The organism is Bradyrhizobium sp. SHOUNA76, from assembly GCF_023006445.1.
In the GTDB taxonomy this organism is placed as follows: Bacteria; Pseudomonadota; Alphaproteobacteria; order Rhizobiales; family Xanthobacteraceae; genus Bradyrhizobium.
Window position 1 is genome coordinate 34,053 of record NZ_JALBHA010000004.1, and the last position, 19,935, is coordinate 53,987.

Genomic DNA, 19,935 nt, shown 5'->3' on the forward strand with positions numbered 1-19,935 from the left:
CGGCCGCAAATTCGAAAATCACTTAGCGGGGCGCCCTGCCCTCAAGGCCTCGGGCGGGGCGCCGGTGCCCGGCCGTAAAGGCCGGGCATGAACAGGTCGATTACTCGGCCGCTTCCGACGTCGGCGCCGGTCCCACCTTGGAGTTGTGCAGGTCGACGTTGAGGCCGAGCGAGCGCATTTCCTTGACCAGCACGTTGAACGATTCCGGAATACCGGCCTCGAACGTGTCGTCGCCGCGCACAATCGCCTCGTACACCTTGGTGCGGCCGGCGACGTCGTCCGACTTCACCGTCAGCATCTCCTGGAGCGTGTACGCCGCGCCGTAAGCCTCGAGCGCCCACACCTCCATTTCGCCGAAGCGCTGGCCGCCGAACTGCGCCTTGCCGCCCAGCGGCTGCTGGGTGACGAGCGAGTACGGACCGATCGAACGCGCGTGGATCTTGTCGTCGACCAGATGGTGCAGCTTGAGCATGTAGATGTAGCCCACCGTCACCTTGCGATCGAACGGATCGCCGGTGCGGCCGTCATAGACGGTCGACTGGCCCGAAGCGTCCAGACCGGCAAGCTTCAGCATCTCCTCGATGTCGGCTTCCTTGGCGCCGTCGAACACCGGCGTCGCGATCGGCACGCCGCGGCTCAAGTTGTGGCCGAGCTCGATCAGTTCGTTGTCGTTGAGCGACTTGATCGTCTCGTCCTCGCCGTAGACCTTCTTCAAGGTTTCCTTCAGCGGCTTGATGTCCTGCTTCGACAAATAGGCATCGACCGTCTGGCCGATACGCTTGCCGAGGCCGGCGCAGGCCCAGCCGAGATGGGTCTCGAGGATCTGTCCGACGTTCATGCGCGAGGGCACGCCCAGCGGATTGAGCACGATGTCGGCATGCGTGCCGTCTTCGAGGAACGGCATGTCCTCGATCGGCACGATCTTCGACACCACGCCCTTGTTGCCGTGGCGGCCGGCCATCTTGTCGCCGGGCTGGATCTTGCGCTTCACCGCGACGAAGACCTTGACCATCTTCATCACGCCGGGCGGCAATTCGTCACCGCGCTGCAGCTTTTCGACCTTGTCGAGGAAGCGCTGTTCAAGCCCCTTCTTCGACTCGTCGTACTGCTTCCGCATGGCCTCGATCTCGGCCATCAGCTTGTCGTTCGGCGAAGCGAACAGCCACCACTGCGACTTCGGATACTCCTCGAGCACCGCACGGGTGATCTTGGTGTCCTTCTTGAAGCCCTTGGGACCGGCAATGCCCTGACGCCCCTCGAGCAGCTCGGCAAGACGGTTGTAGACGTTGCGGTCCAGAATCGCCTGCTCGTCGTCGCGGTCCTTGGCCAGACGCTCGATCTCTTCCCGCTCGATCGCCAGCGCACGCTCGTCCTTGTCGACGCCGTGACGGTTGAACACGCGCACTTCCACGATCGTGCCCTGCACGCCCGGAGGAACGCGCAGCGAGGTATCGCGAACGTCGGAAGCCTTCTCGCCGAAGATGGCGCGCAGGAGCTTCTCTTCCGGCGTCATCGGGCTCTCGCCCTTCGGCGTGATCTTGCCGACCAGGATGTCGCCGGCCCGCACTTCCGCACCGATGTAGACGATACCGGCTTCGTCGAGGTTCTTCAGCGCTTCTTCCGAGACGTTCGGAATGTCGCGGGTGATTTCCTCGGGTCCGAGCTTGGTGTCACGGGCCATCACCTCGAATTCTTCGATATGAATTGAGGTGAACACGTCTTCCTTCACGATCCGCTCGGAGAGCAGGATCGAGTCTTCGAAGTTGTAGCCGTTCCACGGCATGAACGCGACGAGCACGTTCCGCCCCAGCGCGAGCTCACCGAGATCGGTCGAGGGACCGTCGGCGATGATGTCGCCCTTCTTGACGATGTCGCCGACCTTCACCAGCGGACGCTGGTTGATGCAGGTCGACTGGTTGGAGCGCTGGTACTTCATCAGCCGGTAGATATCGACGCCCGACTTGGTCGGATCGAGATCTTCCGTGGCGCGGATGACGACGCGGGTCGCGTCGATCTGGTCGATCACGCCGGAACGGCGCGCCGCAATCGCGGCACCCGAGTCACGCGCAACCACGCCTTCCATGCCGGTGCCGACGAACGGCGCCTCGGCGCGAACCAGCGGCACCGCCTGGCGCTGCATGTTCGAGCCCATCAGCGCGCGGTTGGCGTCGTCGTTCTCGAGGAACGGGATCAGCGCCGCGGCGACCGAAACGAGCTGCTTCGGCGACACGTCCATGTAGTCGACCTTGTCAGGCGTCACCGGCAAAACTTCGCCGGCGTGACGGCAGACCACGAGGTCTTCGGTGAAGCGGCCCTTCGGGTCGAGCGGCACGTTGGCCTGCGCGACCGTGTAGCGGCCCTCTTCCATCGCCGAGAGATACACGACCTCGTCGGTGACGCGGCCGTCCTTGACCTTGCGGTACGGCGTCTCGACGAAGCCGTACTTGTTCACGCGCGCGAAGGTCGCGAGCGAGTTGATCAGGCCGATGTTCGGACCTTCCGGCGTCTCGATCGGGCAGATGCGGCCGTAATGCGTCGGATGCACGTCGCGCACCTCGAAGCCGGCGCGCTCGCGGGTCAGACCGCCCGGTCCAAGTGCCGACAGGCGGCGCTTGTGGGTGATCTCCGACAGCGGGTTGGTCTGGTCCATGAACTGCGAGAGCTGCGAGGAGCCGAAGAACTCGCGCACGGCGGCAGCCGCCGGCTTCGCGTTGATCAGGTCCTGCGGCATGACCGTGTCGATGTCGACCGAGGACATGCGCTCCTTGATCGCGCGCTCCATGCGCAGGAGGCCGATGCGGTACTGGTTCTCCATGAGCTCGCCGACCGAGCGCACACGGCGGTTGCCGAGATGGTCGATGTCGTCGATCTCGCCCTTGCCGTCGCGCAAATCCACCAGCGTCTTGATGACGGAGAGGATGTCTTCCTTGCGCAGCGTGCGCTGGGTGTCGGGCGCATCGAGGTCGAGGCGCATGTTCATCTTGACGCGGCCGACCGCGGAGAGGTCGTAGCGTTCGGCGTCGAAGAACAACGACTGGAACATGGCTTGCGCCGAATCCAGCGTCGGCGGCTCGCCCGGACGCATCACGCGGTAGATGTCGAACAGCGCATCCTCGCGCGTCATGTTCTTGTCCGCCGACAGCGTGTTGCGGATGTAGGGGCCGACATTGACGTGGTCGATGTCGAGCAGCGGCAGTTCCTTGTAGCCGTGCTCGTTGAGCCCCTTCATCAGCTTGTCGGTGATCTCCTCGCCGGCTTCAGCGTGGATCTCGCCGGTCTTCGGATTGACGAGGTCCTCGGCGACGTAATTGCCGACCAGCTCCTCATCGGACAAGCGCAGCGCCTTCAGCCCCTTCTCCTGGAGCTGGCGGGCGGCACGGACGGTGAGCTTCTTGCCGGCCTCGAGCACGACCTTGCCGGTATCGGCGTCGATCAGATCGTTGACGGTCGAGTAGCCGCGGAAACGGTTGGCGTCGAACGGAACGCGCCAGCCTTCCTTGGTCCGCTTGTAGAGGATCTTCTTGTAGAAGGTGCTGAGGATCGCCTCGCCGTCGAGGCCGAGGGCGAACATCAGCGAGGTCACCGGAATTTTGCGGCGACGGTCGATACGCGCATAGACGATGTCCTTGGCGTCGAACTCGATATCGAGCCAGGAGCCGCGATACGGGATGACGCGGGCGGCGAACAGCAGCTTGCCCGAGGAATGGGTCTTGCCCTTGTCGTGATCGAAGAACACGCCGGGCGACCGGTGCATCTGCGAGACGATGACGCGCTCGGTGCCGTTGACGATGAAGGTGCCGTTCATCGTCATGAGCGGGATATCGCCCATGTAGACGTCCTGCTCCTTGATGTCCTTGACCGACTTCGCACCGGTTTCCTCGTCGATATCGAACACGATGAGGCGCAGCGTCACCTTCAGGGGGGCCGCGAAGGTCATGCCGCGCTGGCGGCACTCGTCGACGTCATATTTCGGCTGCTCGAACTCGTAGCGGACGAATTCCAGCATCGAGGTGCCCGAGAAGTCGGAGATCGGGAACACCGAGCGGAACACCGCCTGCAGACCCTCGTCGAGACGGCCACCCTGGGGTTCGTCGACCATCAGGAACTGGTCATAGGACGCCTTCTGAACCTCGATGAGGTTCGGCATCTCGGCGACTTCCTTGATGTGTCCGAAAAACTTGCGAACGCGTTTGCGACCGGTGAATGTCTGCTGCGCCATCGTGGCCTCTCATTTCGTCGCCCGCACTGGGCGCGCCGTCCAGGACGCAGCTGCCGCCGCTCCCCGGGTTGAATTTTTCGAACCCGTCTTGAGGAACCGAAAATCCAGTTTCAGGCCGTCATGTCCTGAATCTGTTCTTCAGACCTTCAAAACGCAAAACGACGCGCGGGGCGCATAGGCACGCCCGCCCGTCACAACGATCGTCTTCACGGACTGCAAAAGCCCGAAATAGCTTGCTCTCCCAACGGCTTACAGGGAAATCACCCCTGCCCACCGCGCTTTCGTGCTGTCGAACCGATATGGGGCGACAATAGTGCAGATTCGAGGGGTAAACCCTCTAATCCCTACACTTTTTCGTGTTCGGCTCGCGTCGGGACGTTCCGTCGCACGCCTTTTGCATCTGGCCCACCCTCTTGAGGGGAGCCAAGATCCCGGGCGCCGCTTGATGCGCACCCGGGACCTCGTACCAGCAAGCTTGCGCTTACTTGAGCTCGACCTTCGCGCCAGCCTTCTCGAGCTGGACCTTGATCTTCTCGGCTTCGTCCTTGTTCACGCCTTCCTTGACAGGCTTCGGCGCGCCCTCGACGAGGTCCTTTGCTTCCTTCAGGCCCAGGCCGGTGATGGCGCGGACTTCCTTGATGACTTCGATCTTCTTGTCGCCGGCGGCGGCGAGAACGACCGTGAACTCGGTCTTCTCTTCAGCCGGAGCGGCAGCAGCGCCACCACCAGCCGGGCCGGCCACGGCGACAGCCGCGGCAGCCGAAACGCCCCACTTCTCTTCGAGGAGCTTCGCGAGTTCGGCAGCTTCGAGCACGGTGAGGCTCGAGAGGTCGTCAACGATCTTCTGCAGGTCAGCCATTGTTCAGTTTCCTTACGTATATGTCTGGTTCGGGTTTGAGTTTTGCGAAGGGCGTCAGGCCGCTTCGCCCTTTGAGGCATGAGCCTGGATGACGCGCGCGAGCTTGCCCGCGGGCGCGTTGGCGAGCTGAGCGATCTTGGTCGCCGGGGCCACAAGCAGGCCGACGATCTTTGCGCGCAGTTCGTCAAGCGACGGCAGCGAGGCAAGCGCCTTCACGCCGTCGACATTCAGGACGGTCTTCCCCATCGAGCCGCCGATGATGACGAACTTTTCGTTCGCCTTGGCGAATTCGATGGCGACCTTCGGCGCCGCTACCGGATCGTTCGAAGTGGCGATCACGGTCGGCCCCTTAAGCATGGGACCGATGGCAACGACGTCAGTGCCTTCAAGAGCAATTTTGGCGAGACGGTTCTTCGAGACCTTCACCGAGGCGCCAGCCTGCTTCATCTGCGTACGCAGCTTCTGCATCTGGGCAACGGTCAGGCCGGAATATTGGGCAACGACCGCGACGCTCGTGGTCTTGAAGACCCCATTGAGCTGTTCGACCGCTTCCTTTTTTGCCGCTCGTTCCACAGCAAGCTCTTTCCGGTTGGCGGTCATCGCGAGAAGCGGGACCGCCGGGTTGCACCCATCGTCCCACCCAAACCTGAACCTCGGGGCAAAACCCTGAGGACACGCCGGGCAAAACGACGATTCAAAGCCTGCCCTCCGGGAGCCCTAGGGCCCACGGCGTGTCGAGGTCCGAACCAGACCCGTTTCGCAAAGCCAGCCCTTAAAGCTGGATGCGAAGTGAAATCCGGTCTTCACCCGTCTATGCAGGCCATGCGATTAAGCCGTTGAGAAATCGAAATTCCCCGCGGGCGCCTGCAGTCTTGGACAGGACAAGGTCAGCCGGCGAACCGCCCGACCTCTGCCCACATTCCACCAACTGACGGGTTTTCCTTCCTTTTCGGGCAAATCCTCTCGGACGTCCTGAAAAGGAATGATCTCCTGTCGTGTCGGGTTTTGGAATGCGTGCACGAACGCGCCAGCCGAGGCCGGCACGTCCGGAGGCGGTTCTTTAACCGCTCCGGGCGTGCTTGCCAAGAGCAAAATTCACACCAGTTCCAATCTGTTGCCGCGGGCGCTTGACCCGGGCCGATAAGGACCGATTCAGGCCGATTTGACCGCATGGGGCAGCGGCCGGCCCGCGAAGAACGCGGTCAGGTTCGCCAGCACACAGTTCTGCATGGCAACGTGCGATTCGAGGGTGTGGCCGCCGATATGCGGGGCGAACACCACGCTGGGAAGCGCCGTCAGCGCATCGGGCGCGTGCGGTTCCTTCTCGTAGACGTCGAGGCCGGCGCCAGCGATGGTCTTGTCTGTGAGGGCCGCGACCAGGGCATTCTCGTCGATCACCGAGCCGCGGGAGATGTTGACGACGTAGCCGTCTACGCCCAGTCGCCTCAGGATGCCGGCATTGACGACATGCTGGGTCTCGGCCCCTGCCCGGACCGCAATCATCAGCACGCTGCACCAGTCGGCCAGTGCCTCCAGCGTTGGGAAGTATTGATAGGGCAGATCGTATTTGCTGCGGCTGAAATAGCCGACCTCGCTCTCGAAAGCGGCGCAGCGCGCCGCGATCTTGCGGCCGATCTCGCCCATGCCGTAGACGCCGATGCGGCGGCCGGGCATGCCGGCTTGCGGGCGCATCATCGGCGATTGCTTCGAGGCGGCCCAGTCGCCGCTGCGGACATATTGGTCAGCCACCAGGATCCGACGCGTCGTCGCCAGCATCAGGGTCATCGCGATATCGGCGACCGAGGCCGCATTGGCGCCGGGACTGTGGGCGACCGCGATATTGCGGCTGGCTGCCGCCTTCAGGTCGACACCGTCATAGCCGGTGCCGTAGCAAACGATGGCGCCGAGCTTTGGAAACAGGTCCATCCCCTCCGCACCGAGCGGCGAGCCGCCCGCCGTCAGCATCGCACGGACGTCGCCGAGTTCGTCGGCCGAAAACACCTCTGGCGCGGGCTTGCCGCCCGTGTCGAGCAATTCGAACCGTTCGGCGAACCGCGCCATCATCGACTTGGGAAAGCGCGAATAGATCAGGACCTTGTCAGCCATTGTTCTTGTTTCCGGTGAAAGCCCTCACAAACGACGAGGGGCGGAATCGGTTGCCCAATTCCGCCCCTCGCGTCATGCAATTTCCAGACTTAGCCGAGGATGGTGCCCGGCTCGACCTTCACGCCCGGGCCCATCGTCGAGGACACCGCAACGCGCTGGATGTAGGTGCCCTTGGAACCGGCGGGCTTGGCCTTGGAGACAGCATCGGCCAGAGCCTTGATGTTCTCGACCAGCTTCTCCTCGGAGAACGAGGCCTTGCCGACACCGGCCTGCAGAATGCCGGCCTTCTCGACACGGAACTCGACCGAGCCGCCCTTGGCACCCTTCACCGCACCGGTGACGTCCATGGTGACGGTGCCGATCTTCGGGTTCGGCATCAGGCCGCGCGGGCCGAGCACCTTACCGAGACGGCCGACCAGCGGCATCATGTCGGGGGTGGCGATGCAGCGGTCGAAATCGATCGAGCCGTTCTGCACCTTCTCGACCAGGTCTTCGGCGCCGACGACGTCGGCACCCGCAGCCTTGGCCTCATCAGCCTTGGCGCCACGGGCGAACACGCCGACGCGGAGCGTACGGCCGGTGCCGTTCGGCAGGGTCACGACACCACGGACCATCTGGTCGGCGTGACGCGGATCGACGCCGAGATTGATCGCGACCTCGATGGTCTCGTCGAACTTCGCCTTCGCGCGTTCCTTGACCATCTTGATGGCGTCCGCGAGCGGATAAAGCTTTTCGCGGTCAACACCTTCGCGGGCTTTGTTCAAACGCTTTCCGATTGCCATGACCGCTTACCCCGCCACTTCCAGACCCATCGAACGGGCAGAGCCCTCGACCATCTTCATGGCCGATTCGATCGAGTCGCAATTCAGATCCTTCATCTTCTTCTCGGCGATCTCGCGCACCTGCGCCTTGGTCACCTTGCCGGCCTTGTCGCGGCCCGGCGCCTTCGAGCCGGACTGGATCTTGGCGGCCTGCTTGAGGAAGAACGACATCGGAGGCGTCTTCATCTCGAACGTGAACGAACGATCGGCGTAGATCGTGATCACGACGGGAATCGGGGTGTTCTTCTCTTCCTTCTGGGTCTGCGCGTTGAACGCCTTGCAGAACTCCATGATGTTGAGACCGCGCTGACCGAGCGCGGGACCGATCGGGGGCGAAGGATTCGCCGCACCGGCCGGGACCTGAAGCTTCAGGTATCCGGTCACTTTCTTTGCCATGTATCACTCCTGTTGTGCCGGCATGTCGCCGGCGGTTTCAGGTTCGTGGTCGGGATCAACAGGCGGCTGGCAACCGCCCTCGTCCTCCCACGGCCTCTCTTCTCCCTCGCCCCGCTCTTGCGGGGAGAGGGAGACAAACGGTCAGACCTTCTCGACCTGACCGAATTCCAGTTCGACCGGCGTGGCCCGGCCGAAGATCGACACCGCGACCTTCACGCGCGAGCGCGCCTCGTCGATTTCCTCGACGACACCCGAGAACGAGGCGAACGGGCCATCGGCCACGCGCACGTTCTCGCCAATCTCGAACGACACCGACGCCTTCGGCCGTTCCACGCCCTCCTGCACCTGGTGCAGGATACGCATGGCTTCGGCCTCCGAGATCGGCATCGGCTTGTTTTCGGCGCCGAGGAAGCCGGTGACCTTCGGCGTGTTCTTGATCAGATGAAACGCCTCGTCGGTCAGCTTCATCTTCACCAGCACGTAGCCCGGGAAGAACTTGCGTTCGGCGTCGATCTTGCGGCCGCGGCGCACTTCCGTGACCTTCTCGGTCGGAACCAGCACCAGCTCGAACAGCTCCTCGAGCCCGCGCTGCTTGGCCTGCTCGCGGATCGATTCGGCGACCTTCTTCTCGAAGTTCGAATAGGCGTGGACGATGTACCAGCGCTTGTCAGACAGTTGAGCGGTTGCTGTTGCCATCAGTGAATGCCCAGAAGGAAGGTGATGAGGACCCGGATGATCTGGTCGGCGGCGAAGAAGAAGATCGAGGCCACGGCGACCATGACGAACACCATGATGGTGGTGATCGTGGTCTCGCGGCGGGTTGGCCAGGTGACCTTGGCCGTCTCCGAGCGTACTTCCTGCAAGAACTTGAACGGGCTGACTGCCATCGTTTTGATGTCCAACGTCCGTCGACAGACGCGAATGAATTTCAGGGATCCGAACAGCCGCCGTTGGCCCAGCCCTCTGTCTCGAAGGATGAGCCGGAAACCGGGCTCGATTGTTCGGGGATTTCAAAGCCGCGCCGGAGATCCGCGTCTAACGGGCCGGCTGCGAGTGCGGGGTATCTACTGCGGATAGGACCAAAGGTCAAGATATAGGGGACTCGCCTCGACGAGCCGCCCTTCCCGGGCGTCAGAGCAGAGCCCAGGCGAATCAAGAACTTATCTGCCCACCCTCGCAAGGCCTGACCGCAGCTTCCGGCCGGTTCCTTCAGAACGCTCCAATGGAGCGCTCGCCTCTTCGGCGCCTCGCGCGGTCAGTCCGCCCGGTCGACCATCGAAGTGCCCGGCAGCGGCACCACGAACTTTCCGCCTTCGGCGAAATAGCGGGCGTGCTTGGCCCGGATCGGGTCGACATAGCGCCAGGCGAAAACGACGACGAATGCCGGCTTGCGCTCGTAAAGGGCGGCGGGCGGCAGGATCGGGATGTCATAACCCGGGCCGGCCATCACGTTCCCCTTCTTGGGGTCGTCGTCCACCAGGAAGTCGATCTTGTTCTCCAGGCCGAACTGCGGCAGCAGGGTCGTGGTGCCGACCGAGACGCCGTAGCCGGCAACGAGCTGCCCGCGCGCATGGGCGGCATCAGCCATCGCGACCAACTCGTCGCGGATGGCGGCGATCCGCTTCACGTAGGGTGCATAATAGGCCGGCTGATCGACGCCGAGCCGTTCCTCCTCGGCAACGAAGCGCGCGACCTCGGCCGACGGTTTCTTGGCGCCGCCGGCACGCTGCACGGTCACGCGGATCGAGCCACCCTTGGTCCAGATGTGCTGGACGTCGATCAGCTCCATGCCGAGCCGGGCAAAGAAACGGATCAGCGGCTTGATGTTAAAATACGACAGATGCTCGTGATAGACGGTGTCGAGCAGGTTCTTCTCGGTGACGTCGACGCCGTATTGCGTTTCGAAGACGAACAACCCGTCCGGCGCCAGCACGTCGCGAACCCCGATCACCAGTGGGTCGAGATTGTCGACATTGGCGATCATGTTGTTGGCGATCACGACGCTCGCCGCACCGTGGCTCTGCAGGATGCGGTGACCGATGGCATCGGTGAAGAAATCGCCGATGGTCTCGATCCCCGCCTCCGTCGCGCGCCGCGCGATGTCGACGGCGGGATCGACGCCCAGCACCCGCATACCGCGCTCTTTGAAGAACCCGAGCAACGATCCGTCGTTGCTGCCGAGCTCGACGACCAGCGAGCCCGGCGTAATACCAAAGCGGCTGACGACGTCGTTGGCATAGCCAGCAAAATGCTCGCGCAGGCCGAGCGAGAGCGAGGTGGTGTAGACGTAGTTGCGGTACTGGATCTCCGGATTGCCGACATGGAGGATCTGCAGATGACCGCAATCCCGGCACAGATGCAGCGCCATCGGCACCGCGGCCCGGAACACGGGATCGTCGACGCTGGCGTCCGGGACCTGGAAGTTCGGCGTGCCGATGGGCATGCCTGCCATCGGGACGACCAGCTCTTGCTTGTCCGAATGACAGAGGCGGCAGGTATGGCGGACGTAGAACAGATTTTTCATCGTGGAACCGAAAAATGAGATGCGCGGGCGGGTGAGGCAATCCCACCCTGTGAAAACCAGACCTGCAGCAACGAGCTGAAAAGGGTCATGGGTGGCTCGAGACTTCCTTGCCCAGCCCGTCGTAGCTGGGGCCTTCCTCCGCCGCCTTGGCAGCCTTGTCCGCGGAATACGAGCCGCGCTCCGGGCTTGCCAGCCAGATCGCGCCGCCGACGAGCCCGATGATCACGCTGATGGCGCCCAGCAGGAGCGACACCGACAGCGCTTCCTCGGAAGGCACGCCCGCCAGACCGAGGCAGGCGACCATCGCTCCCTCACGAACGCCCCAGCCGCTGATCGAGATCGGGACGGCCGTCAACAGCACCACCGGCGGAATCAGGACGACGGCGTCCAGCACCGAGAGCTGCGCTCCGACACCGCGCGCCAAGGCGTAGCAGGCCGCCGCGGTCACGAGATGGATGAGGAGCGCCGATCCGAACAGCAGAGCGCGGCGCTCGGACTGCAGGAGAAGAAACCTGACAAGCGTTCCGAACCGGACGAAGCTTGCGATCGCCGGATGCGCAATGAGGCGCCTGGGCAGACGGTCGAGCGTCAACAGCACCACGGTGCCGGCGACGCCTGCCAGCGTCAGCCCGCCGATGGCCAGGATCGCGGCCTGATTGGACACGCGCGATAGCAGCAACGGCAATCCGGCCACCATCAGCACGATCAGCCCGATCAATGCCGTGAAACGGTCGGCCGCAACGCCCTTGACCGCCTCCGGCCACTGCACGCCACGCTGGCGCAGCAGCCACATCCGCACCGCGTCCCCGCCGACCGACGACGGCAACACCTGATTGAACCAGAGGCTGATCATGAGGATCCGCCAGCCCGCGAGCCAGTCCAGCGACACGCCGAGCGCGCGCATGATCAGCTCCCACCGGCCGTTGAGCACGAAGGTCTGGAAGAAGATCAGCGCCAGTGCGAGGACGAACAGGAAAGGATCGACCGAGACGAGATGGCTGCGCAACCGTTGCAGGTCGAGACCGCGCGCGATGTAGACCAGCACGGCGATCGACAGCAGCAGCTTTACCGAAAACAGGGCCGCCTGTTTGAACCGCGACTGCATCGGATGCCCGCCTCAGGATGCCGGATATTCCGCGCGACCGATGACGAGGTCGATCGCGGCCATCATCCAGAACTGGTGCGTGGTCTCGACAATGTTGTAGCTGCGGCTGTCGACCCAGAAATTGACGTCGCCGAGATTGCGCAGCGGATTGTCCACATTCATGCCCGACAGCCCGATCACGTCGAGCTTCATCGTCCGCGCCTGCGCAACCGCATTGAGGATGTTCTTCGAGCGTCCCGACGAGCTGATCGCGACGAGGCAGTCGCCGGCACGTGCGTTCAACCGCACGGCGTGCGCGATCCAATCCTCGAACCCGTAGTCGTTGGCAAGGCACGACATCATGCTCGCGTCGCTGAAGCAGAGCGCAGGCACCGATGCGTTCTTCGCAAGATCAATCGCCAGATGCGAGGCGATGCCGGCCGAGCCGCCATTACCGATGAAGATGACGCGGCCGCCCTGCTCGCGCGTGCGCAACCAGATGGTGCGGGTGGCGGAGATCCCGGCAAAAACGCCATCGTCAATCGCCGTCGCGCGATGGAGGCGCCCCACATAATCGTCGAGGAAAGCCTTGTGATCGGGATCGACGGACTCGACAGGCATGGGCTGGCGGCTCGGCTGCAACATGACGCCCTGATACCGGCTATTACTAGGGATTGCAAAGGTATAATGCTTGCAAAGTTGGCGAGCGGCTGATAGTCGGCTTTCGAGTTTCCCTTAACATTGGCGGGCCTGTTTCGCTGGGCATTCGCGTCACGGATGTTCCCCATGAAATGCATTGTCACCGGTGGCGCAGGTTTCATCGGAAGTCACCTCGTCGATCGCCTCCTCGATGATGGCCATGAGGTCATCGCGCTCGATAATTTTGTGATCGGCCGCCCCGAAAATCTGGCTTCGCGGGCCAATTCGAGCCAGTTGAAGGTCGTGCGGGCGGATGTCACCGACCTGGAATCGATCAAGCCGTATTTCCAGGGGATCGACTGGGTCTTCCACCTCGCGGCGCTGGCCGACATCGTTCCCTCGATCGAGTCCCCGATCCCGTATCATCGCGCCAATGTCGACGGCACGGTCAACGTTCTCGAGGCGGCACGGCATGCGGGCGCCAAGCGCTTCGTCTACGCCGCATCGTCATCCTGCTACGGCATTCCCGACGTCTATCCGACGCCCGAGAGCGCCGAGATCCGGCCGATGTATCCCTACGCCCTTACCAAGAATCTCGGCGAGCAGTGCGTCATGCACTGGTGCCAGGTCTATAAGCTGCCCGCGGTCGCGCTCCGCCTGTTCAACGTGTATGGGCCGCGCCATCGCACCACGGGCACCTACGGTGCCGTATTCGGCGTGTTCATGGCGCAGAAGCTTGCCGGCAAGCCCTTCACGGTGGTCGGCGACGGCGAGCAGACGCGCGACTTCACCTTCGTCAGCGACGTCGCCGACGCCTTCGTGACCGCCGCGCGCTCCGATATTTCGCACGAGATATTCAACGTTGGCTCGGACAACACCTACAGCGTCAACCGGCTGGTCGAGCTTCTCGGCGGCGACAAGGTGCACATCCCCAAGCGTCCGGGCGAACCCGACTGCACCTACGCCGACATCACCAAGATCAAACGGGTCCTGAACTGGACGCCGAAGGTGAAATTCGAGGACGGCGTTGCGACGATGCTGAAATCGATGGATCAGTACAAGGACGCGCCCCTCTGGACGGTCGACAAGATTGCCGACGCCACCAAGGACTGGTTCAAATATCTCGGTGACGACAATGGCTCGCCGCAGAAGGCAAGCTCTTGAACAGGTTCGCGGGATATCGTTGCTGCGAGTCGATCAATTTCGGGCCGGCCATCTGAGACCTGCCGGCGCTTTGGGTAATTCACATGGGTAATGCTCCGACAGACAAGCCGAACGGCCATCCGGCACCGCACGAGAAGATCAAGACGATCGAGGACCTCGGCGCGGTTGCACGCGCCGCGCAGGCAAAGGGCCAGACCGTCGCGTTGTGCCACGGCGTGTTCGATCTGGTGCATCTCGGCCACGTCCGGCACATCCTGGCGGCGCGCAACGAGGCCGACGTGGTCATCGTGACAATCACCGCCGACCGTTTCGTCAACAAGGGCCCGGGGCGGCCGATCTTTCCGGAGAACATGCGCGCCGAGATGCTGGCCGCGCTCGGCACGGTCGACTGGGTCGGCATCAACCGGACGTCCAGCGCCGAGCCGGTCCTCGATACCGTGCGCCCCGACATCTACGTGAAGGGCTCGGATTACGAAAACCCCGAGGATGACGTCACCGGCAAGATCGCCACCGAGCGCGAGGCCGTCGAACGTCACGGCGGGCGAGTCGTCTTCACGCGCGACGTGACCTTCAGCTCGTCGTCGCTGCTGAACCGCTACTTCGACATCTACGATCCGCCCCTGCGCGACTACCTCCAGAAGGTGCGCGAAGGCGGCGGCGCCGAACGCCTGCTGAAGCTGATCGACAAGATCCAGGACATGCACGTCGTGCTGGTCGGCGATACCATCATCGACGAATACCAGTACGTCACGGCGCTCGGGAAGGCTTCAAAGGAGAACATCGTCGCTACGCTGTTCAAGAATGGCGAGCAATTTGCCGGCGGCGTCATTGCCGCGGCCAATCACGTGGCGAGCTTCTGCAAGTCGGTGGAGATCGTCACGACGCTGGGTGGCAACGACTACCCCGAAGAATTCATTCGCGCGCATGTCCGCCCGAATGTCACGCTCACGCCGATCCGCATTCAGGGCCGCCCGACGACGCGCAAATTGCGGTACGTCGAGCTGGGCTATCTGCACAAGCTGTTCGAAGTCTACACCATGGACGACACGCCACTGGACGAGACCGCGCGCAAGGAGATCGACAGGGTCACCGCGGAACGCGTGCGCGGCGCGGACGTGGTCATCGTCACCGATTTCGGTCACGGCATGATCGCATCCAGCACGATCGACACGTTGATCGCGAATTCCAAATTCCTGGCGGTCAACGCCCAGAGCAACAGCGGCAACCACGGCTACAATCTGATCACGAAGTATCCGCGGGCCGACTACGTCTGCATCGACGCGCCGGAAGCGCGCCTGGCCGCGACCGACAAATTCAACGACATCGCGTCGGTGATCGAGGACGGCCTGCACGGCAAGATCGATTGCGACAACATGATCATCACGCACGGCTCCTTCGGCTGCTACCCCTTCTCGTCGAAGACCGGCGTCGCGCGCGTGCCTGCTTTCACCAAGACCGTGGTGGACACGGTCGGCGCCGGCGATGCCTTCCTGACGATTACGGCGCCGCTGGTGGCGGCCGGCGGCAATATCGAGGACGTCGCCTTCATCGGTAACGCGGCAGGCGCGATCAAGGTCGGCATCGTCGGTCACCGCAGCTCGGTCGAAAAGGCGCCGCTGGTCAAATTCGTCACCGCCTTGTTGAAGTGACGCTAACGAGAAATTTGGAGAACGACAGTGATTGATCAGAAATGGAACGTGATGGTCACCGGTGGTGCCGGCTATGTCGGCAGCGTACTGGTTCCCCGGTTGCTGGCGGCCGGCCACAAGGTCACTGTGCTCGACCTCTTCATGTACGGTGACGACGTCTTCAACGCCGTTCGCGACAATCCGAACCTGCGCCTGATCAAGGGCGACATCCGCGATGAGGCCGCGATCAACGAGGCCCTGCGCGGCAACAACGCGGTGATCCACCTCGCCTGCATCTCCAACGACCCCTCGTTCGAGCTGGATCCGGGGCTCGGCAAGTCCATCAATTACGACTGCTTCCGTCCGATGGTGCGCGCCGCGAAGAAGGCCGGCATCAAGCGCTTCATCTATGCCTCCTCGTCGAGCGTCTACGGCATCAAGGACGAGGCCGAGGTGACCGAGGAACTGTCCTGCGAGCCGCTCACGGACTACTCCAAGTTCAAGGCGATGTGCGAGACCGACCTCGCCGAAGAGGCCGCGTCCGGCTTCGTCACCTGCACGGTTCGTCCGGCCACCGTCTGCGGCTACGCGCCGCGGCAGCGGCTCGACGTCGTCGTCAACATCCTGACCAACCTCGCGGTCAACACCGGCCGCATCCGCGTGTTCGGCGGAACGCAGAAGCGGCCCAATCTGCACATCGAGGACATGTCGGCGGCCTATCTGTTCCTGCTTCAGCAGGATGACGCGAAGATCGACGGCAAGACCTACAATATCGGCTACGAAAACCACTCGCTGATGAAGATCGCCGACATCGTCAAATCGGTGGTCGGAAACAACGTCGACGTGGCCGTCGAGCCGACCGACGATCTGCGCTCCTACCACGTCTCCTCGGAGAAGATCCGCCGCGAGCTCGGATTTGCGCCGACGCACACGATCGAGCAGGCCGTGTCCGGACTCGTGGACGCCTTCAAGGCCGGCCGCCTGCCGAACTCGCTGAACGATCCCCGGTACTTCAACATCAAGATGATGCAGAACATCAGCCTGAAGTGAGCGGCGTGCGGATCGGCATCGATTTCGACAACACGATCATCTGCTACGACAAGGTCTTTGCCGCCGCCGCGCGCCAGCGTGGGCTGGTGCCGGAGGGCTGGGTCGGGCTGAAGACCGAGTTGCGGGATCTGTTGCGGTCCCGCGCCGGCGGTGAGCTTGCCTGGCAGGGGCTGCAGGGCTTTGTCTACGGCAAGGGCATCGGCGGCGCCGAGATCTATCCCGGTGTCCGCGAGTTTCTCGCAAGCTGCCGCAAGGCCGGCGCGAGCGTCTACATCGTCAGCCACAAGACCCAGTTTGGTCACCAGGACCCGGAGCACGTCGATCTGCGCGAGGCCGCGCGCGGCTGGCTGAAGGGCGCGGGCCTCATCGACGTCGCCGATGCGGCGTTGGCGTCGGGCAATGTCTATTTCGAGGACACGCTGGCGGCCAAGGTGGAGCGGCTCGCGAGCCTTGAGCTCGATATCTTCATTGACGATCTCGTCGATGTCTTCGAGCAGCCGCATTTTCCGAAGGCGACGCGATCGATCCTGTTCACGCAGTCGCGGCCTCCCCATCCCGAGCATTGCGAGCCGATCGCGACCTGGGCGGATATAAGCCGCGGAGTGTTCGCGCAATGAGCGAGCCGGACCTGAGCGCGCAGGATGCGATCTCGATCGGCAGCCGCCTCTCCGGGGCAAGGGTCGCGGGCGCTCAACCGGCGCGGTCCGGCGGCAACAACAGGGTGTTTCGGCTGGAGATGGCGGAGGGTCCGCCCCTCGCCCTCAAGCAATATCCGTCCGACGGGCGCGATCGCCTGGGACAGGAATATGACGCGCTGTCGTTTCTGTCGCGCCACGGCATCATCTCGACACCGCGCCCGGTCGCGAAGGACGCGGATACGTTCTGCGCGTTGTATCAATGGTTCGACGGCGAAGCGGCGGTGCTGCGCCCCCAGGACGGCGATGCCGACCAGCTGGCCGACTTCCTGATCGAATTGCAGAAGCTGCGCGAGGCCGAGGGTGCGCAGACTTTGCGGAACGCCTCAGCCAGCATCTTTTCGCCCGAGGAAGCCGTCGCCCAATACGAGCAGCGTCTGGACGGACTAAGACGGGCCTCGGTTGATCATCCGGACCTGCGCGCGTTCATCGATGGCAACCTGGTTCCCAGCACTGCCGCCGCCATTCAGCGGCTCCGTCGCCGCTACGCGGAACTGGGCCGGGATCCCGCAGCGGACCTGGCACCGGCCCATCGCGCATTGAGCCCGTCGGATTTCGGATTGCACAACGCGCTGCGCACCGAAGATGGCAGGCTGCGCTTCATCGACTTTGAATATTTCGGCTGGGACGATCCGGTCAAGCTCGTGTCCGACACCGCGATTCATCCCGGCAGCGATCTGCCGGAGGCCAGCGCGAACCGGTTGATCGAACGGCTCTCGCGCGCCTTCGAGGCTGGGGATGACGCGTTTGCGATCCGCCGAGACGTACTGTATCCTGTGTTCGGGGCGATTTGGTGCCTGATTGTCCTGAATGCTTATTTGCCGGAAAGCCGCTCCCGGCGCGCCCTGGCTGCGCAAGGTGGCGATCTGACGGTCCGCCTTGCCGGCCAGCTCGACAAAGCCCGCCGGCTCCATCAAACGATTTGCCAACGTGATCCAGATCTCACCCCACGCTGAAGCCGCCCTCACCTGCACGCTGGACGAGCGCAGTCTTTATTTGCGCCGCCTGGTCCTCGGTTCTGTCCGTTCTGCGGGACGCGGACATGTCGGACCCGCCCTGTCGCTGATCGAGATGGTGCGCGTGCTCTACGACGATGTGCTGCGGATCGATCCGAAAAATCCGCGCGATCCCGATCGCGACCGCGCGATCCTCAGCAAGGGACACGGTTGTCTGGCGCTCTACGCGCTACTCGCCGATCGCGGCTTCTTCCCGCTGTCGGAGCTGGACGGCTTCTGCGGTCCGGACAGCATTTTGGGCGGACATCCCGAATACGGCATGGTGCCGGGGGTCGAGGCGTCGACCGGCGCGCTCGGGCATGGTCTGTCGATCGGCGTCGGTCTTGCGCTCGCCGCCCGCATGCGCGAGCGCAGCTACCGGACCTTCGTCCTGCTCGGCGACGGCGAGATCAACGAGGGATCGGTGTGGGAGGCCGCCATGGGCGCGGCCAAGCACGGGCTCGATAATCTGGTCGCGATGATCGACTACAACAAGCTCCAGAGCTACGGGCCGACCGACTACGTCCTGCCGCTGGAGCCGCTCGCGGACAAATGGCGCAGCTTCGGCTTTGCCGTGCAGGAGCTCAACGGCCACGACGTCGGCACCCTGCGCACCGTGCTGAAGCAGGTCCCGGCCGTTGCCGGGAAACCGACTGCCATCATCTGCCATACCGTCAAGGGCAAGGGTCTGCCGGCTGCAGAATCCAACGCCGATTGGCATCACAAGAACAAGCTGACCGACAGCGAGCTCGACGCCATCCGCGTCGCCGTCGGCGATTTTTGATCGGCTCCCCATGCGCAACACCGCCATGAACATGGTCCACAAGCTCGCCGCGCGCGACGAGCGAGTGCTCTACATCGGCTCCGATCCCGGCGCCGGCACGCTGCGTGCGATGAGCAAGGAGTTTCCCAAGCGCCATCTGATCGAGGGCATTTCGGAAGCGCACATCATCGGCATGTCCGCCGGCCTGGCGATGGAAGGCTTCGTGCCTTACGTCAATACCATCGCGACATTCCTCACCCGCCGCTGCTACGAGCAGGTGGCCGTCGATCTCTGCCTGCACAATCTGCCGGTGCGGCTGATCGCCAATGGCGGCGGCCTCGTCTATGCACCGCTCGGCCCCACGCACCAGGCGATCGAGGACATCGCCATCATGCGGGCGCTGCCGAACATGACGGTGGTCTGCCCGTGCGATGCCGACGAGGCCGCGCGGCTGATGGAAAAGACGCTCGACTGGACCGGACCGATCTACATCCGGCTGGGCAAGGGCGGCGATGCGATCGTCTCGAAGGCCGAGCACGGTTTTGAGATCGGCAAGGCCATCCTGATGCGGCCGCCGGGCGACGTCCTCATGGTGACCACCGGCATCATGCTTCAGCGCGCCATCGCCGCAGCCGACCTGCTGGCCGCGCAAGGCATTCGCGCCGGCATCCTGCACATGCATACGGTGAAGCCGTTCGACACCGAAGCGCTGCTGCAGTCGGTTCGCGGCGTCAAGCTCGTGGCAACGCTGGAGGAGCACGTGCCCTCCGGCGGCCTCGGCAGCGCCGTTGTGGAGGCGTTGATCGACAAGCTCGCTTCAGGCCTGCCGGCGATGCTTCGGCTGTCGCTGCCGGACCGCTTCATGCACAATTACGGTTCGCAGGACTCACTGCTGAAGAAGCATGGACTTTCCGCGGCCGCGATTGCGACCTCGATCGAGCGCGCGCATGCCGCCTCGCACACCCCCTCTCCTCAACTCCATTCCACCTGAC

Annotated in this window: 18 protein-coding genes; 7 read left to right on the forward strand and 11 right to left on the reverse strand. The window is 63.5% G+C overall.

Features of this window, described 5'->3' with window-relative positions; all coding sequences use genetic code 11:
• Positions 1-100: 100 nt before the first annotated feature.
• The 11 genes from rpoB to MOV74_RS01550 all read right to left on the reverse strand — a co-directional run bounded on the left by rpoB (position 101) and on the right by MOV74_RS01550 (position 12,630).
• The gene (rpoB, locus tag MOV74_RS01500; protein ID WP_246916914.1) at positions 101-4,219 is read right to left on the reverse strand and encodes a DNA-directed RNA polymerase subunit beta; all 4,119 of its coding nucleotides are present in this window, start codon (positions 4,217-4,219) and stop codon (positions 101-103) included.
• Positions 4,220-4,700: 481 nt separating this feature from the next.
• On the reverse strand, positions 4,701-5,078 hold the full coding sequence (gene rplL / locus MOV74_RS01505) for a 50S ribosomal protein L7/L12 (protein ID WP_028152883.1): 378 nt from the start codon (positions 5,076-5,078) through the stop codon (positions 4,701-4,703).
• 54 nt (positions 5,079-5,132) lie between these two features.
• Positions 5,133-5,651: a 50S ribosomal protein L10 gene (gene rplJ, locus MOV74_RS01510; RefSeq protein WP_246916917.1), complete on the reverse strand. Its 519-nt coding sequence runs from the start codon at positions 5,649-5,651 to the stop codon at positions 5,133-5,135.
• Between the two features lie 579 nt (positions 5,652-6,230).
• The gene (locus MOV74_RS01515; protein ID WP_246916919.1) at positions 6,231-7,184 is read right to left on the reverse strand and encodes a 2-hydroxyacid dehydrogenase; all 954 of its coding nucleotides are present in this window, start codon (positions 7,182-7,184) and stop codon (positions 6,231-6,233) included.
• A gap of 89 nt (positions 7,185-7,273) precedes the next feature.
• Positions 7,274-7,966: a 50S ribosomal protein L1 gene (gene rplA / locus MOV74_RS01520; protein WP_014494487.1), complete on the reverse strand. Its 693-nt coding sequence runs from the start codon at positions 7,964-7,966 to the stop codon at positions 7,274-7,276.
• A 6-nt stretch (positions 7,967-7,972) separates the two neighbouring features.
• Positions 7,973-8,401 (reverse strand): 50S ribosomal protein L11, encoded by a 429-nt coding sequence (gene rplK / locus MOV74_RS01525; protein WP_006611824.1) that lies wholly within the window; start codon positions 8,399-8,401, stop codon positions 7,973-7,975.
• Positions 8,402-8,542: 141 nt separating this feature from the next.
• Positions 8,543-9,097: a transcription termination/antitermination protein NusG gene (gene nusG, locus MOV74_RS01530; protein WP_007602985.1), complete on the reverse strand. Its 555-nt coding sequence runs from the start codon at positions 9,095-9,097 to the stop codon at positions 8,543-8,545.
• Positions 9,097-9,288: a preprotein translocase subunit SecE gene (gene secE, locus MOV74_RS01535; RefSeq protein ID WP_007602984.1), complete on the reverse strand. Its 192-nt coding sequence runs from the start codon at positions 9,286-9,288 to the stop codon at positions 9,097-9,099. Before secE ends, nusG begins: the two co-directional genes overlap by 1 nt.
• 368 nt (positions 9,289-9,656) lie before the next feature.
• Entirely contained in the window at positions 9,657-10,925 is a 1,269-nt protein-coding gene (locus MOV74_RS01540) for a class I SAM-dependent methyltransferase (RefSeq protein WP_246916922.1), read from the reverse strand.
• Between the two features lie 85 nt (positions 10,926-11,010).
• Positions 11,011-12,030 (reverse strand): lysylphosphatidylglycerol synthase transmembrane domain-containing protein, encoded by a 1,020-nt coding sequence (locus MOV74_RS01545; RefSeq protein ID WP_246916925.1) that lies wholly within the window; start codon positions 12,028-12,030, stop codon positions 11,011-11,013.
• A gap of 12 nt (positions 12,031-12,042) precedes the next feature.
• A complete protein-coding gene (locus MOV74_RS01550) occupies positions 12,043-12,630 on the reverse strand; it encodes an SIS domain-containing protein (protein WP_246916927.1) in 588 nt (195 codons plus the stop codon).
• Positions 12,631-12,795: 165 nt separating this feature from the next.
• Between MOV74_RS01550 and MOV74_RS01555 the strand changes: the two genes are divergently transcribed.
• From MOV74_RS01555 to MOV74_RS01585, 7 genes are all read left to right on the forward strand, one after another.
• Entirely contained in the window at positions 12,796-13,812 is a 1,017-nt protein-coding gene (locus MOV74_RS01555; protein ID WP_246916930.1) for an SDR family oxidoreductase, read from the forward strand.
• 83 nt (positions 13,813-13,895) lie between these two features.
• Positions 13,896-15,461, forward strand: a complete 1,566-nt coding sequence (locus tag MOV74_RS01560; protein ID WP_246916933.1) for a PfkB family carbohydrate kinase — start codon at positions 13,896-13,898, stop codon at positions 15,459-15,461.
• Positions 15,462-15,488: 27 nt separating this feature from the next.
• Positions 15,489-16,490, forward strand: a complete 1,002-nt coding sequence (locus MOV74_RS01565) for an NAD(P)-dependent oxidoreductase (RefSeq protein WP_246916935.1) — start codon at positions 15,489-15,491, stop codon at positions 16,488-16,490.
• Between the two features lie 5 nt (positions 16,491-16,495).
• Entirely contained in the window at positions 16,496-17,107 is a 612-nt protein-coding gene (locus MOV74_RS01570) for a hypothetical protein (RefSeq protein ID WP_246916937.1), read from the forward strand.
• Complete coding sequence (locus tag MOV74_RS01575; RefSeq protein ID WP_246916940.1) at positions 17,104-18,141, forward strand: aminoglycoside phosphotransferase family protein; 1,038 nt, start codon at positions 17,104-17,106, stop codon at positions 18,139-18,141. Before MOV74_RS01570 ends, MOV74_RS01575 begins: the two co-directional genes overlap by 4 nt.
• Positions 18,116-18,964 (forward strand): transketolase, encoded by an 849-nt coding sequence (locus MOV74_RS01580; RefSeq protein ID WP_246916944.1) that lies wholly within the window; start codon positions 18,116-18,118, stop codon positions 18,962-18,964. Before MOV74_RS01575 ends, MOV74_RS01580 begins: the two co-directional genes overlap by 26 nt.
• A 10-nt stretch (positions 18,965-18,974) precedes the next feature.
• Entirely contained in the window at positions 18,975-19,934 is a 960-nt protein-coding gene (locus tag MOV74_RS01585) for a transketolase family protein (protein ID WP_246916946.1), read from the forward strand.
• Position 19,935 lies beyond the last annotated feature (1 nt).